The 15,309-nt window shown below is 59.6% G+C and carries 15 protein-coding genes; 2 read left to right on the top strand and 13 right to left on the bottom strand.

The window, feature by feature from the left end:
• Positions 1 to 18: 18 nt before the first annotated feature.
• The 13 genes from ABJO75_RS21735 to ABJO75_RS21675 form a co-directional block, all read right to left on the bottom strand.
• Positions 19 to 1,641, bottom strand: coding sequence for a dipeptide ABC transporter ATP-binding protein (locus ABJO75_RS21735; RefSeq protein WP_348126500.1), 1,623 nt, complete (start codon positions 1,639 to 1,641; stop codon positions 19 to 21).
• A complete protein-coding gene (locus ABJO75_RS21730; RefSeq protein ID WP_348126498.1) occupies positions 1,638 to 2,453 on the bottom strand; it encodes an ABC transporter permease in 816 nt (271 codons plus the stop codon). Before ABJO75_RS21730 ends, ABJO75_RS21735 begins: the two co-directional genes overlap by 4 nt.
• Positions 2,450 to 3,397: an ABC transporter permease gene (locus ABJO75_RS21725; protein ID WP_348126496.1), complete on the bottom strand. Its 948-nt coding sequence runs from the start codon at positions 3,395 to 3,397 to the stop codon at positions 2,450 to 2,452. Before ABJO75_RS21725 ends, ABJO75_RS21730 begins: the two co-directional genes overlap by 4 nt.
• A gap of 102 nt (positions 3,398 to 3,499) precedes the next feature.
• Entirely contained in the window at positions 3,500 to 4,981 is a 1,482-nt protein-coding gene (locus ABJO75_RS21720; protein ID WP_348126494.1) for an ABC transporter substrate-binding protein, read from the bottom strand.
• A gap of 145 nt (positions 4,982 to 5,126) precedes the next feature.
• Complete coding sequence (idi, locus tag ABJO75_RS21715; RefSeq protein WP_348126492.1) at positions 5,127 to 5,660, bottom strand: isopentenyl-diphosphate Delta-isomerase; 534 nt, start codon at positions 5,658 to 5,660, stop codon at positions 5,127 to 5,129.
• Between the two features lie 74 nt (positions 5,661 to 5,734).
• Complete coding sequence (locus tag ABJO75_RS21710) at positions 5,735 to 6,736, bottom strand: P1 family peptidase (RefSeq protein WP_348126490.1); 1,002 nt, start codon at positions 6,734 to 6,736, stop codon at positions 5,735 to 5,737.
• 58 nt (positions 6,737 to 6,794) lie between these two features.
• A complete protein-coding gene (locus ABJO75_RS21705; protein WP_348126489.1) occupies positions 6,795 to 7,541 on the bottom strand; it encodes an SDR family oxidoreductase in 747 nt (248 codons plus the stop codon).
• Between the two features lie 66 nt (positions 7,542 to 7,607).
• On the bottom strand, positions 7,608 to 8,027 hold the full coding sequence (arfB, locus tag ABJO75_RS21700; RefSeq protein WP_348126488.1) for an alternative ribosome rescue aminoacyl-tRNA hydrolase ArfB: 420 nt from the start codon (positions 8,025 to 8,027) through the stop codon (positions 7,608 to 7,610).
• A gap of 282 nt (positions 8,028 to 8,309) precedes the next feature.
• Positions 8,310 to 8,939, bottom strand: coding sequence for a queuosine precursor transporter (locus tag ABJO75_RS21695; protein ID WP_348126486.1), 630 nt, complete (start codon positions 8,937 to 8,939; stop codon positions 8,310 to 8,312).
• An 89-nt stretch (positions 8,940 to 9,028) separates the two neighbouring features.
• Complete coding sequence (locus tag ABJO75_RS21690; protein ID WP_348126484.1) at positions 9,029 to 9,913, bottom strand: esterase-like activity of phytase family protein; 885 nt, start codon at positions 9,911 to 9,913, stop codon at positions 9,029 to 9,031.
• Positions 9,886 to 10,740 (bottom strand): penicillin-insensitive murein endopeptidase, encoded by an 855-nt coding sequence (gene mepA / locus ABJO75_RS21685; protein ID WP_348126584.1) that lies wholly within the window; start codon positions 10,738 to 10,740, stop codon positions 9,886 to 9,888. The genes ABJO75_RS21690 and mepA overlap by 28 nt, the downstream gene beginning before the upstream one ends.
• A 14-nt stretch (positions 10,741 to 10,754) precedes the next feature.
• Positions 10,755 to 12,122, bottom strand: a complete 1,368-nt coding sequence (locus ABJO75_RS21680) for an MFS transporter (RefSeq protein ID WP_348126482.1) — start codon at positions 12,120 to 12,122, stop codon at positions 10,755 to 10,757.
• Between the two features lie 46 nt (positions 12,123 to 12,168).
• The gene (locus ABJO75_RS21675) at positions 12,169 to 12,717 is read right to left on the bottom strand and encodes a thioesterase family protein (protein ID WP_348126480.1); all 549 of its coding nucleotides are present in this window, start codon (positions 12,715 to 12,717) and stop codon (positions 12,169 to 12,171) included.
• Positions 12,718 to 12,844: 127 nt separating this feature from the next.
• On the opposite strand from ABJO75_RS21675, the gene ABJO75_RS21670 reads away from it, so the two are divergent.
• The gene (locus ABJO75_RS21670; RefSeq protein WP_348126478.1) at positions 12,845 to 13,132 is read left to right on the top strand and encodes a YggT family protein; all 288 of its coding nucleotides are present in this window, start codon (positions 12,845 to 12,847) and stop codon (positions 13,130 to 13,132) included.
• A gap of 128 nt (positions 13,133 to 13,260) precedes the next feature.
• Positions 13,261 to 15,300, top strand: a complete 2,040-nt coding sequence (gene recQ, locus ABJO75_RS21665) for a DNA helicase RecQ (protein ID WP_348126476.1) — start codon at positions 13,261 to 13,263, stop codon at positions 15,298 to 15,300.
• Positions 15,301 to 15,309: the final 9 nt, after the last annotated feature.

Here is a 15,309-nt window from a genome sequence, read left to right as displayed (position 1 = left end):
GGGAGGCCAAAGAGGCGCTCACGTTATGTTTGGTGTATCAACTGCCGAATATTCCCTGCCCAAGTCCGGCAATACCGGTGCAGCGGCGATCAGTGATTTTGTATAAGGGTGTTGCGGGTCGGTGAACACGGCCTCGGTATCGCCCTGCTCGATGATCTGCCCCGCCTGCATCACCAACACGCGGTCAGTGACAGTGCGCACGACGCTCAGGTCATGGCTGATGAACAGATAAGTCAGATCATAGGCCGCACAAAGCTCTGCCAAAAGATCAAGTATCTGGGCCCGGACCGACACATCAAGTGCGCTGACCGCCTCGTCAAACAAGATCAGTTCTGGCCGGATGATCAGGGCGCGGGCGATCGCAATCCGCTGGCGCTGGCCGCCGGAAAACTCGTGGATGTATTTCTGCGCGTCGTCCGGTTGCAAACCAACCGCCGTCAGCGCCTCGGCAATCGCATCCTGACGCTTGGTGCCGCGCGGAGGATCGTCGAGCAGGTGGAACGGTTCGGTGACTAGCCTGTCGACCCGGTGACGCGGATTGAACGACCCGAACGGGTCCTGAAACACCACCTGCATCTTGCGCCGGACCACGATATTCGGCGCGTTGCCTGCAAAAACCGGCGCACCATCCAGCAGGATCTGCCCCGATTGCACCTGTTCCAACCCCAGAATGGCTCGTGTCAGCGTCGACTTGCCGCAACCGCTTTCCCCGACCAGACCCAGCCGCTCTCCCCGATTCAGCGTAAAGCTGGCGTCATCAACCGCGCGAAAGTGGCCGGGATCGGCAAAGAGCCGGGTACGAGGCAAACGGTAATCCCGCACCACGTTCTTGACCTGCAAAAGCGGCACTGGTGCAGGCGCGTCAGGCAGGACCACCTTGTGCGACGACGCCTCAAACAGCATTTTCGTGTAGGGGTGCCGCATGTTCGCCAGCAAATCATCCGTCGGCCCGGTCTCGACGACTTCGCCGTGACGCATCACCACGATGCGGTCGGCCATGTCTGCAACCACCGCCAGATCATGCGTGATCATCAGAAGACCCATGCCAAAATCGGCGACCAGTGATTTCAACAGATCGAGGATCTGCGCCTGCGTCGTCACATCCAGCGCAGTGGTCGGTTCGTCGGCGATCAGCAGCCGGGGCCGTAGCGCGATGGCCATTGCAATCACCACGCGTTGACGCTGACCGCCGGACAATTCATGCGGATAGCGTGACAGCGGGAACCGCTCGACAGGCAAACCCACACGATCAAGCATCTCGCGCGCACGCGTTCTCGCGGCATCAGGCGACATCGCCTTGTGCACAAGGATGGTTTCCGCAACCTGATCCCCAATCGTCTTGACCGGGTTCAGCGCGGTCATTGGTTCCTGAAACACCATGCCGACGGCGCTGCCGCGTAATGTGCACATCTCGGCCTCGGAACTGCTGAGAATTGCGGTGTCTTCGAGGTCGATTGCCCCGTTGACACGTGCGCCCATTGGCAAGAGCCCCATCACGGCCAGTGCTGTCATCGACTTTCCCGACCCGCTTTCACCAGTAACGGCGACGATCTCTCCGGGGTCGACAGTCAATGATACGCCCTTCAGGATCTCTGTCTTGTGAAGAGCCAGTGACAGGTTATCAATCGCAAGCAAGCTCATGCGCGGCTGATCCGCAGGCGGGGGTCAAGATAGTCGCGTAGCCCGTCACCCATCAGGTTCAGACCCAAAACGGTGAGCACGATGGCGATGCCCGGCACCAACGCCAAATGCGGTGCGATGCTGACCATGGTTTGCGCATCCGCCAGCATCCGCCCCCAGCTGGGCGTCGGCGGTTGCGCACCAAGGCCGACATACGACAGGCCAGCCTCGGCCAATATCCCTAGGCTGAATTGAATGGTCCCCTGCACGATCAACAGGTTAGTGACATTCGGAAGAATGTGTTCAAACGAGATCCGCGCCCCAGATTTGCCCGCGACGCGGGCGGCAAGAATAAAATCACGCTCCCACAGGGACAGTGCCGCACCCCGCGTGATCCGGGCAAACACCGGGATATTGAAAATGCCGATGGCGATGATCGCATTGACCGCCCCGGCCCCGAAAACTGCTGTGATCAGGATTGCGATGACAAGGCTCGGAAAGGCAAAAACAAGGTCGTTTCCCCGCATAATAACCTCGTCCAGCCAACTGCCCTTGCGCGCGGCCGCGGCAAGGCCAAGCGGCACGCCAAGCACCATACCTATCCCGACAGCAACCAGCGCTACGGCGATAGAGGTGCGCGCGCCGACCATGATCATGCTGAAGATATCGCGCCCGAAATGATCCGTTCCAAGCCAATGGGCGGCGTTGGGGGTTTGCAACTTGGCCGGGATGTTCATCGCGGCGTGACCATATGGCGTCCAGACAAAGGAAACCAAAGCCATCAGCAGGACCAGCGAGGACAGAATTACCCCAAGGATCAGGTTCCGCGTCATGTACGCGCCCTCAGCCGGGGATCGACCAGCGCATAGGCGAGATCGACCAGAAAATTCACGGTGATGACAGAAAACACCAATAACATCACCACGCTTTCAACCACGATCAGATCGCGGGAACTGATCGCCTGAAACACCAGACGCCCCAGCCCCGGCAGGTAGAACACCTGTTCGATGATGATCGCGCCGGCCAGCAAGAACGAGAATTGCAGGCCAATGATCGTCAGGACCGGGATCAAAGCGTTGCGCACCCCATGCCGCCACAGAGTCTGCCGCCGGCTCAGCCCCTTGGCGCGAGCTGTGCGCATGAAATCCTCTCCCAGAATATCCAGCAACGACGACCGCATCACCCGCGCGAGAATCGCGGCTTGCGGCAGGGCCAGCGAAATCGCCGGCAGTGTCAGAGAGTGCAGTCCAACCCAAACACCCTTGTCCCAACCGGCAAAGCCCCCCGCGTTGAACCAGCGTAGATTAATGGCAAAAACCAGTACCATCATCATCGCGAACCAGAAATTCGGGATCGCAACACCCAGTTGGGTTGCGCCCATCACCGCGACATCACCGGGGCCACCCCGGCGTGCTGCGGCATATATCCCCGCCGGAAATGCAATGAGCGTTGAAATGGTCAGCGCATACAACGCGAGCGGCAAAGACACCCACAACCGGTCGGCAATCATTTCCGCAACCGGGGTGCGATACGTATAAGACGTGCCGAAATCCCCGCTGAGCATGCCACCAACCCAGTTCAGATATCGCGCCCATTTTGGCACATTCAGCCCCAGTTCGCTGCGCAGCGCGGCAACCGTGTCGGGCTGTGCGTTGATCCCCAGCATGAAACTCGCCGGGTCGCCCGGCGCAACCTCGATCACAAGGAATATGACCAGCGAGGCAACCGCCAGGCTGATCAGAAGCGACAACAGACGTTTGAGTGAATAACGCAGCATTGCAGACAGGTTAGGCCGTTGACCCAACCGGGTCCAGCGACCGGATGGGTTGATGGGCAACCTGCGGCCAACAATGTCGGGCCGCAGACAGGGTCATGGCGACTACTCTGCCCAGCTTACGGCCGTCAGGTCTGTCGCCTGTGTCGGTGCGTTCACCCAAAGGCCTTGTACTCCGGCCTTGGCAACCGTTGGAAACGCCAGCTCAAAGAGATACGCGTTGACGTAATCCTCCGAGAGGATCGTCTGTGCCTGCTGCAGCAACTCGGTCCGCTTGGCTTCGTCGGTGGTGCGGTTCAAATCGGCCATCAGATCCTGAAACGCCTTATTGTCATACTGAAAGTAATACTCAGGACGCGCATAGATACCGATGTCCATCGGTTCGGTATGGCTGATAATCGTCAACCCGAAATTCTTGCCGCGAAACACCGTTTCAAGCCATTGGGCCCATTCGACGTTGATGATTTCAGCGGTGATCCCGACCTCCGCCAACTGCGCTGCGACGATCTCGCCACCGCGTCGTGCGTAGGACGGTGGCGGCAGGTGCAGGGTGGTCTCAAACCCGTCTGCAAGGCCTGCTTCGGCCAGCAAGGCTTTGGCCTTCTCCGGGTCAAAGGCAGAATTACCGGTCAGGTCGACATAGGCAGGGTGATGCGGGGCAAAATGGGTGCCAATGGGCGTGCCAAGTCCGAACATCGCGCCGTCGATGATCGCCTGCCGGTCGATTGCATGCGCCAGTGCCTGACGAACCTTGATATCGTCAAAAGGTGGCTGCTTGTTGTTTGTCGAAAGGATCGTTTCGCCCTCGGTCGACCCGACAAGTACCTGAAAGCGCGACTCGGCTTCGAACTGCGGCAGATTTTCAGGCGCCGGAAAGCCTGCAAACACGTCCACGTCCTCGGCCATCACCGCTGCAAAGGCCGCCGTTGGATCGCTGATGAACTTGAACGTCGCAGTATCGAGCACCGCCGGCGTGCCCCAGTAGTCCGGGTTCTTGGCAACATCGACCTTGTCGCCCTGCACCCAGTCGACGAACTTGAACGCGCCGGTCCCGATCGGGTTGGTTTTGATGTTCTCGATACTCTCTGGCGCGACGATCACCGCGTCACCCCAGGCAAGGTTAAACAGGAACAGGCCATTGGGTTCGCTCAGTGTGATCTTGACAGTCAGCGGATCGACGACCTCCACCTCGGAGATCGCCGTGAACAGCGCCTTTTGTGCATTGGCGCTGTCTTCGGCACGGGCGCGATCAAGGCTGAACTTGACGTCTTCGGCGTCCATCGTCGTACCGTCATGAAATGTCACGCCGTCCCGCAACCGAAACGTATAGACCAGCCCATCATCCGAGATTTCCCAGCTTTCGGCCAAACCGGGCACAATCGAACCATCGCCCATAAAGCGCGTCAGACCTTCGAAAATGTTGGAATAGACCACCGAATCGATGGCGCCTGCGGCGGCGCTGGTCGGATCCAGATGAGGAGGTTCAAGTTGCAGTGCAACGGTCAGATTGGTTTGCGCCTGCGCCGCGCCCAAAGATGCGGCAAGGGCCATGGCGCTGGCAAAGGCCAGTCTGGAGATGGGTTTCATGTACTAACTCCCTGTCGGTAACGTGATGCCTTATGCGGCAATTCCGCTGCCATACTGGCCGAGATTCAGGGTTATACAAGCCTTTAGTGACGGCTCTCGACGAGCCGACGCACCAGCAGTGTTGCAGCCTGCGTCAGTTCGCTGATCACCCTTTAGCCAGGTGGCTTCCGAATATGGTTTCGGAATGCTCGGTCAGGTAGATGCGCAGCCATGGCGTAAAACGCTCGCCCTGCGCGCGGACTTCTTGCTGCAAGGCGGCAAAGCTGACCCAGCGAGTCTCCATCACTTCGTCGGGATTGGGCGTCACCGCCAGATCGTGCGGTGCATGCGCCAGAAAAACGTCGACAACCTCGTGTTCGATCAGACCACCACCAACATCCGCACGGTATTCGAGCGTCTGGCGGTACTCGGGTACAAGCCCGGTTATCCCCAGTTCCTGCTGTAAGCGTCGGACGGCACAATCCCCGGCATCCTCGCCCCATTTGGGATGCGTACAACAGGTATTCGCCCACAGACCGGGCGTGTGGTATTTCCCCAAGGCGCGGCGCTGGAGCAGTATGTCCTGCCCACGGATCACAAAGACCGACACGGCCATATGCCGGATGCCTTCGCGATGCGCAGTAAGCTTTTCGACAGTGGTCAGCGTCCCGTCGACCCAGGCGGGAATCAAATCAGTCATGGCTTGGTTTTCGGTCCGTTGCGGCAAGAAAGCCGTAGGTAGCGGGGCGTTCCCGCTCTGGCAAGCACCCTGCGCTAGGTTTCGCCGTCGCTCCAACAAGGTAGCAGGTCGCCCGGCGCCGGGCGCGCAAGATAGACGGCCCGTGCCACCGCCCGCGCGATGCAGAGTGCCGCCGCATGACCGATGTCGCGAATGTCACTTTCGGGCGCGCGCAACTGGCGACTGTTTGTGGATACCGCAAAGATAAGGTCTCCGTCGTTGGGCATATGGGACGGGACAATCGCCCGCGCGATCCCGTCATGTGCGACTGTTGCAATCCGCTTGGCCTGCGCCTTGGTCAGGCTGGCATCAGTGCCAACGACGCCGATGGCCGTATTGGCCAGTTGTGCAGCCGCGCCAGCCTTCCGGCTTTCAAAACTGCGACCTAGCCCACCACGCGGATCCGGGCCGAGCCCGCCAAATTCGCCATCAACTTCAAACGGAGCCGCCCAGAAATGCCGCTCTCCGGGCGTGGTAACGCTTCCGACCGGGTTCACAGCGATCAGGGCACCAACGGTGATTCCACTGTCCAGAACCAAAGATGCCGACCCAAGGCCGCCTTTCAGCATTCCGGTCAAGGCCCCCGTTCCCGCGCCAACAGTCCCAAGTTCAAAATCAGCCCGTGCGTCTGCCAACGCCGCCCGCCCGAGCGCCGGATATGGGTTTTCGCGCCAGTCCTTGTCGCCGCCGTTCAGCAGATCAAAGATAATTGCAGACGGCACCAACGGTATCCGCAGATGCAGCAGAGGAAAGCCCCGGCCCTGCTCACGCAGGCCAGACACCACCCCGGATGCAGCATCCAGTCCATAGGTCGAGCCACCGGAAAGGACGATCGCGTCAACCTGCGCAACCGACTTGTCCGGCTCCAGCAGATCTGTTTCGCGTGTCCCCGGCGCACCTCCCATGACGCAATATGAGCCCGTCAACTGATCTTGCCCGAGCAGAACCGTAGTGCCGGATTTTAAAGCCGGATCCTGCGCATTCCCAACCAGCAAACCCGGTACATCAGTGATAAGGTTCCGTGGACCGGGGGTCATGCGACTGTCCTCATCGCCAGAAGAAACCGCGCAAACCGGCCATTGGTCTGCAAACGCATCAGATGCAACGCCCGCCATCCACTTCCATGACAACGCCGGTGATCATGCTTGCTTCGTCCGAGCAGAGGTAGCAAGCGGCGTTCCCCATGTCTTCTGGTTGCGAGAATCGACCAAGGGGAATCGTCGACAAGAACTTGGCGCGCATCTCTGGCGTGTCTTCGCCCATGAAGGACTTGAGCAACGGGGTTTCTCCGGCGACCGGTGCCAGCGCGTTGACCCGAATGCCGTCGGGGGCCAGTTCCACCGCCATGGTCCGACTGGCCGTGATGACCCAACCTTTGGACGCATTGTACCAGTTGAGCTTGGGCCGCGGCGACAGACCCGCAGTTGAGGCAACGTTCAGAATAGCGCCCTGCCCCCGCGATTTCATATGCGGCACCAGCGCCCGCGCAGCGAGGTAGATCGACTTCATGTTGACCCGGAAAACCCGATCAAAGTCATCCTCGCTGATATCTTCCATCGGGGCAGGCAAATGCGTCACCCCGGCATTGTTGACAAGAATATCGACCTGACCAAAGCGTTCCAGCGCGCCGGTCGCCATGGCATCGACAGACGTACCATCCGCAACATCGACGGCCTGTGCAACCGCAAGGTCGCCGATTTCCGTAGCAAGGTCTGACGCCGCGTCGCCGTTGATATCCGCAATCATCACCCGCGCGCCTTCGGCGCAGAATTTGCGCACGATACCAGCGCCAAAGCCTGACGCTCCGCCTGTTACGATCGCGGTTTTGCCCTCAAGTCGCATCCGTGTCCCCCATGTCACCGGTCTGTCTGGCGGCACCGTAACAGCAAGCTGCGCGCTTTCACAATGTCACTCGTCAGGAACCGAGCCGCGCAACGCCTTGACCTCTCCGCGTGCTTTCTTGGCATGAAGACGGCGGCGCACGGAGCCCTTGGTCGGCTTGGTCGCGATGCGGCGTTTCGGGGCTGTCAGCGCACGGCGGATCAGATCGGCAAGGCGATCAAGCGCGATGTCGCGATTGCGGGCCTGGCTGCGAGTTTCATCGCACTGAATGATCAGCGCACCTTCCTTGGTCCAACGGCGCCCGGCCAAACGCTTTAGCCGCGATTTGGCAGCAGGCGGCAGAGACGGCGACCGGGCCGCCTCGAACCGCAATTCAACCGCAGTCGCGACCTTGTTCACGTTCTGCCCGCCCGGCCCCGAGGCACGCACGAAATTCTCGGTCAGTTCCCAATCCTGAATGGTGATATCTTCGTTTATCCGCAACATAACCCCTGCATACAGGCCCCGGCCCGATTCAAAAACCGGAATCAAAAAGGGACGCCCGAATATCCGGACGTCCCTTCGAAAGTCTTTCGGAGGCAGGGTCGGTCAGACCTTTGCCAGATCGCCTTGGGCGGATTGACCGCCGAGGACTGCCTTAGTGGGCAACCTCCCAAGCTGTTCCGACACCTCGCTCCAATACCTTTCTTGACACTGGATCACCTCCTTTTCCGTTGTTGACGTAGACCTCAGCTTGGCACGGGTCAACGAAATCGCAAAGAAAAATCGTCAGTGCGAAACAGGGGCCGACCTGAACCGCTCAGAAATCAGGCGGAAGGGGATCAGCGCGACCAACGCCAGAGAAAGCTTGACCATCCAGTCCGCCAGCGCGAGCGACATCCACAATGGCAGGGCCGGTCCAACACCCAACAAGGGCAGAACCTCGTTCGCCCAGCCGACATCGTTGGAAGGCTCTAGCCAGACAAGCCACGCAGAAAACGCGACGGTAAAAAACAGCGCCGTATCCACCGAAGACCCGACCAGCGTGGATACAAGCGGAGCCCGCCACCAACGCCCCTCGCGTAGGGCGGAAAAGATGCTGACATCCAGCAATTGCGCCAGCAGAAAGGCGATGCCAGAACCCAAAGCGATCCGCAGGGTGACCAGCGGGCCGAATTCACCAGCGATCTGGGTGCCGATCAGTGAACAGATGATGCCGACGATGAAGCCGGCCAGAACGACCTTGCGCGCCGCTTGCGCGCCGTAAATCCGGTTCATCAGGTCGGTGACCAAGAAAGCGAACGGATAAGTGAAGGCCCCCCAAGTCAGCCATTGGCCAAACAGGAACTGGACGAGAATGTTCGAGGCCACGACGATGGCGGCCATGGCAAGAATGCCGGGAATATGTGCGCGTGTCATTTGGATGCCCGTTTTTGCAAGGTTGCGGCGACTTGGCCCGCCAGATGGCAAGCACGGTGCGGTTAACGCTTTGCAGCTTGCAACGCAAGTCAATTGATCAGGGCGTATTCCACAAATTCTGTGCGTTGCAGGAACAGAAAGTTGTCATCTGCAACCATCGTCAGACGCACGCGGTCCTGCGTATCCGTCCAGATCGATATGCCCTCGAGGTTGTCATGTGTCCCGGTTGTTGTCTGCAGCTCCAACCGTTCGTCAACAGCGCTATCATCCGCAATCTGCCAGCTTCGCACCCTTGAGCGGAAGCCAAAGATGTTGAACGTCCGTTCAAGCAGGTAGAGGCGACCATCGGGGCCAAAATCCGCACCTACTGGAAGAAATGCACCATCGCTGGGCAGGCAGAACGGTTGCGTCCACACATCATCGTCCCAGCGATAGACTGGAATGTCGCCATTGTCGTCAAACGCCTGTTCTGGCATTGCCAACAGACGTCCGCGATCATCCATCGCCAACGCTTCGAACCCGCCATTCACCGGCAACTGACGAAATGCCCGAGGCCTGTGCAGGCTTTCGGACGCCTGATCGACCTGTCGGTAGCGCGACACGCGATGCACGCCTTCAAAGGACACATAGATCGTGCCGTTCGGCGCAACCACCAGCCCTTCGGAATCGCGAATCCTGCCAATGAGGGGGGCGCCGTTGTGCCCGCGCAATCGGGCTTTGCGAACAAGGTCTATGCCCTGTATCAACCCGTCCTGCCGCAGAACATTCGCAAACAGAATCCGCCCGCGGTCGGATATGACGGTCATCCGCTGTCCATCCGCCGACAATTCGATCCCCGATAGGCCACCGAACCAACGTTGCGACAATTCCCATTCAAACGAGCCAAGATACTCTGCCCGCATCCCCTCGGAACGGGCGGGAAGCGCGGCAAGTGTCAGGGCAAAGATCAGTTGGAGCGCAGGACCGAGGCGCATTGCTGAGGCAGATCGGCAAGGTAATATTCACGCCGTGGCTGAGGTTTGGGGGCGTTTGGATCTCGTGGTTTTGGCGGTGGCGGGCTGATGATATTGTTGACCCATTGTTGCGCTTCGGCACAGCCATCACCGCGTGGCGGTGGGTTCTGATCGGCACAGCCTGTTGCGCCCTTGGGACAGGAGAGGCGCACGTGGAAATGATAGTGGTGCCCCCACCATGGCCGCACCTTGCGCAGCCAACGGCGGCTCCCCTTGTTGTCCTTGCACATCTGCACCTTGGCGCCCGGAAACACAAAAATGCGCGCAACACGCTTGTCACGTGCTGCGGCCCGGATGATTTCGTGATGTGCGCGGCTCCAGCTGTCGTTGACATAGGCGCCCTTGGATCGCTGCATGGAAATCGACGAGATATTCTCGCGATTGCGCTGTGACAGGTTCAACCGCGAGGTCGGCAACATCCAGATATCAACATCCAGCCCAACCTGATGGCTGCGGTGTCCCGACGTCATCGGCCCGCCCCGTGGCTGGCTGATGTCCCCGATATAAAGTCCGTTCCATCCCGGTTGCTTGGCCGCGGTGCGGCTGAGGTCCTGGATGAAATCGATGGTTTCCGGGTGGCCCCAGTTACGATTGCGAGACAAGCGCATCGCCTGCCATGTGGGTCCGGTTTCCGGCAATTGCACCGCGCCCGCTACGCAGCCCTTGGAATAGCTGCCGTAAGACGCCGGCGCTTGGCGCGAGTTGGCGGATTTCGCGCCAAAAAGCTGCTTGGCCAGCGGTTCCGCCCCGACCGGCAGCGCCAGCACCACGCCCAGAAGAGCGGCCATGACACGCGAATAGGTCATTTGGAAAGATCTCCTTCGGGTTTTACCCAGACTAGCAGAACAAGACCGACAAGAAAGAGGGCAATAACCGGTGAAATGCCCAGCCGTGCGCTCCCCGTCCAAGCCGTGACCACACCGATCAGCGACGGCGCAATAAAGGCCGTCGCGCGACCGGATAGGCCATAAAGCCCAAAGTACTCGGTTGGCGACGCAGGGTCAGAATGGCGCACCATCAGGCTGCGGCTGGCAGATTGCACCACACCGCCCATGCCGCCGATCAAGACGCCACAGCCAAAGAAGACCAGATCCGGCAATGTCGAACCTTCTGGCAGCGGCATCCCGAAGAACTGTGTGCGTGACATGCTGATAATCACAACGCAAACCGCAATCAGGACCCAGATTGAGCCGATGATCACCGGCTTTGGACCCAAACGTTTGTCGACCTTGCCGCCCAAAAAGCTGAAGATCACTGACGAGATAAGCGCCATAATTCCGAAAATGCCAATCTGCGTGACTTCCCAATCAAGAACCAGCCCGGCATAGACGCCACCAAATCCGTAAAGCCCGTTCAATGCATCGCGATAGAACATCGACGAACCAAGATAGGCCGACAGGCTGAGGCGCTGACCAAGGCTGCGCACCAATCGGCCCAGATTGGAAAACGCATCCGTAACCTTTCCTCGCGGCCCGGTAACAGGCGGATCCCGCATCCACATGAAATAGGGGATCATGAACACCGCGTACCACAGGGCCGTGATCGGGCCGACAGCGCGTGTGCCTTCGCGTTGCGATGCATCCAGCCCGAACAACGGGTCAAGCCCAAGGATCGTCTTGCCGTTGCCCTGCTCGGCAAAGAACAACAACAAAATGAGCAGCGTGATGAAACCGCCAAGATATCCGAACGCAAAACCAGAGCCGGAAATTTCTCCGATCTCTTCGTCGCTACCCAAGTCCGGCAATTGCGAGTTGATAAAGATCAGCGCGTATTCCGCACCAATGAACCCGACACCAAAAGCAATCAGCCCCCACCACATGTTCGACCCGTCCGGTGCCGTGGTCCAGAGCGCGGCGGCGCCGACCACATACATAACCGAAAACGCTGCGATCCATGGAATGCGCCGCCCCGACGTATCCGCGAGCGCCCCCATGACTGGCGCCCCCAGCCCGATGATCAGCCCGGTAATTGTCAGGCACCAGGCCCAGACGGTCTGGGCCTTGGCATCCGCGGCCTGATCGCTGAGGCCCGTGGCTAGGTAATATTCGGCGGCAACGCTGGCGAAATATGGACCAAAGATGAAGGTGACCAACAGCGTGTGGTAAGGCTGGCTTGCCCAGTCAAAGAACCACCAGCCCCAGATACGCTTGCGCGTAGAGATTTCCGCCATACCTGCCCCGCCAGTTGTTGGTGCGATATGACAGGTGTTTCACCTGTCAATCAAGCGCATCCTGCATCGGAGGCCAGGGACGGGTCGCATCTGCCTGACACCATGCGGCGATCCACTCGGGCATTTCGGGCGAACGAACATCGGCCCTGTCCATATGGGCAAGCACCTGTTCAGGGGGAACAATCCCGTTCTTGTTGGTGACAGCCGAACGATAAAGAACATGGCTGGCGCATTCGCCGTTCTTTTTCCACATGGATTGCTCAAGATAAATGAACTTGTCATCCCAGCACACCGCACGGCTGCGCATCTCGAATTTCTCGAACCCTCGGATACGTCGACGAAAGCGGACTGTGCTGCCTGCCATTGTCAGGCCCCAGCGTTGGCCCGAGATGACCTTGACCAACCCGACTCGCTGGGCCGTCATGCTGCGTCCCAGATCATACAGCGTCATCGCCCGGCCATTATTCAGCTCAAGCCACATATCCAGATCCCAGGGCCAGCAGATATGGTGCGAAACATGGGTGCCCGTCAGCGGCAATGGCGGCAGCTTTCGCGCGATTAGCATATCCTTGATCAGACGAACGATGGGAAACATGGCAATCTCCTTTCTTTGAGTCCCGTCATTTGCCTGAGTGCATCGCGCGTCAACCACAACCCTGCGGCAGGGTTGCGCTTTTGTGAGCTTGTGCATAGGTGATAGCCGCTACCAGAGAGGATGCCCAATGCAGTCGTTTTTCCAAATCCTGATGCTGATCCTGGATGTGGTGCAGTTCTTTATCATTGCCCACGTCATTATGAGCTGGCTGATCAACTTTCAGGTGCTGAACCTGCATCAACCGCTTGTCGGGCAAATCTGGCAGATGCTGCAACGCATTCTCGAACCGATTTATGGCCCCGTACGCCGTATTCTACCACCGATGCAGGGCCTTGATCTGGCACCCCTCGTGGTTCTGCTGGGAATCTTTGCGCTGCGCATTATTCTGGTCAACAACGCTGCCGCGTTTTACTGACCCCGAACACACCACGGAAACCTGTGCATTCGGCTAGAAAGACCCGGGCGAACGCCTTGTTCCCATCTGTCTGATATGTGAAACTGCGCGCCACGAGCAGGCACAATATAACAAGTGAGGCAGGACGCATGTCCGACGCGGACCGGCTGTTGCGCGAGATATTCGGATTTGATGCGTTTCGCCCGGGTCAGGCCGAAATCGTCGAGGCCGTGACAGCGGGCGAAAACGTCCTCGCGATCATGCCCACGGGTGGCGGAAAATCCCTGTGCTTTCAGCTCCCTGCGCTGTCCCGCAGCGGTGTGACCGTGGTAATTTCCCCTTTGATAGCCTTGATGCGCGATCAGGTTCGGGCCTTGCAAGAAGCCGGGGTCTGCGCCGGGGCGCTGACGTCTGGCAACACACCCGAGGAAACCGACGCCGTTTGGCAGGCGCTAGAGCGCAACGAACTCAAACTTCTCTATATGGCCCCGGAACGTTTGGCTGCCGGATCCGCCATGGGAATGTTGCGTCGAATTGGTGTCAACCTGATCGCCGTTGACGAAGCCCATTGCGTCAGCCAGTGGGGCCATGATTTCCGGCCCGACTACTTGCGCATCGGCGAATTACGCCGCGCGCTGAACGTACCACTTGCTGCGTTCACGGCCACGGCGGATGCCGAAACCCGCGACGAAATCATCGAAAAGCTGTTTGACGGGGAACAACCTCGCAGTTTTCTGCGAGGTTTTGATCGGCCCAACATCCACCTCGCCTTCGCCGCCAAGAACAACCCGCGCCGTCAGATTCTGGACTTTGCCGGTGCACGACGCGGACAATCCGGTATCGTCTATTGCGGAACCCGCGCCAAGACCGAAGGGCTGGCCCAAGCCTTGCGCGAAGACGGTCACAGCGCCTGCCATTATCACGGCGGCATGGAGGCCGAAGACCGGCGGATCGTTGAAACCCGCTTTGCCCGCGAAGACGGCCTGATCGTCGTCGCAACCGTGGCCTTTGGCATGGGTATCGACAAACCGGACATCCGCTGGGTGGCCCACGCCGATCTGCCCAAGAGTATCGAAGCCTACTATCAGGAAATCGGCCGCGCCGGACGAGATGGCGCACCGGCGGAAACGATGACACTGTTTGGTTCCGACGATATCCGTCTGCGCCGCAGCCAGATCGACGAAGGGCTGGCTCCGCCAGAACGTCGCAGCGCCGATCATGCCCGGCTGAACGCGCTTTTGGGGCTTGCCGAGGCGCTGAAATGCCGTCGCCAGACGTTGTTGGGCTATTTCGGCGAAACATCCGAGCCTTGCGGATATTGCGACCTCTGCGACAGCCCGCCCGACGTGTTTGATGGCACCACCGCAGTGCGCAAGGCGTTGTCGGCGATCCTGCGCACCGAGGAATGGTTCGGAGCCGGGCACCTGATCGACATCCTGATCGGGGCCGATACCGACAAGATCCGCACCCGCAGACACGACCAGTTGCCAACTTATGGCTGCGGCAAGGAATACGACAAACGGCAATGGCAGGCCGTGTTCCGGCAGATGATGGGACATGACCTTGTGCGGCCGGATCCGGAACGGCACGGCGCGCTTCGCATGACCGAAGCTGCACGCCCGATCCTGCGCGACGAAGCCACGATAGATCTGCGCCGTGACACCATCCGCAAGGCCGATCGCCGCCCTGCTGTAAAGACACTGGTCTCTGACGAAGACGCCCCGCTGCTTTCCGCGCTCAAGGCCAAACGCCGTGCGCTTGCCGAGGCTGCACGTGTACCGGCCTATGTCATTTTCACTGACCGCACGCTGATCGAAATGGCCGAAACACGCCCTGACAATCTTGATGCAATGGCCGGTATCTCTGGCGTCGGCGCAAAAAAGCTGGAGCGCTACGGCACGACGTTTCTTGAGGTCATCACCGGGGCGACCGAACCCGTTCATCCTGTTCGGCGTAAGTTGGCGGGGCATGACGCCGGATCGCTTTATGACAGGTTGCTCGCCGTGCAGGCCGATCTGGCCCGCGGCGAGGGTGGCATCGACAAGCCGCTCAGTTGCTCGGCGTCGCAGCTCGCAAAGGTCGCACAGATGCGGCCCGACGACGAAAACGGGCTCGAACGGTTGTTGGGAGAGCGGCGCGCGGAGCGTTTTGGCGCGGCCTTTCTCGGTGTATTGCGGGCGGCCGTGTAAGAGTTGAAA

The sequence above is a fragment of the Sedimentitalea sp. genome (assembly GCF_039973035.1).
Lineage (GTDB): Bacteria > Pseudomonadota > Alphaproteobacteria > Rhodobacterales > Rhodobacteraceae > Sedimentitalea.
The sequence above is the reverse complement of the archived record's forward strand: the minus strand, read 5'-3'. Positions and strand labels throughout refer to the sequence as shown.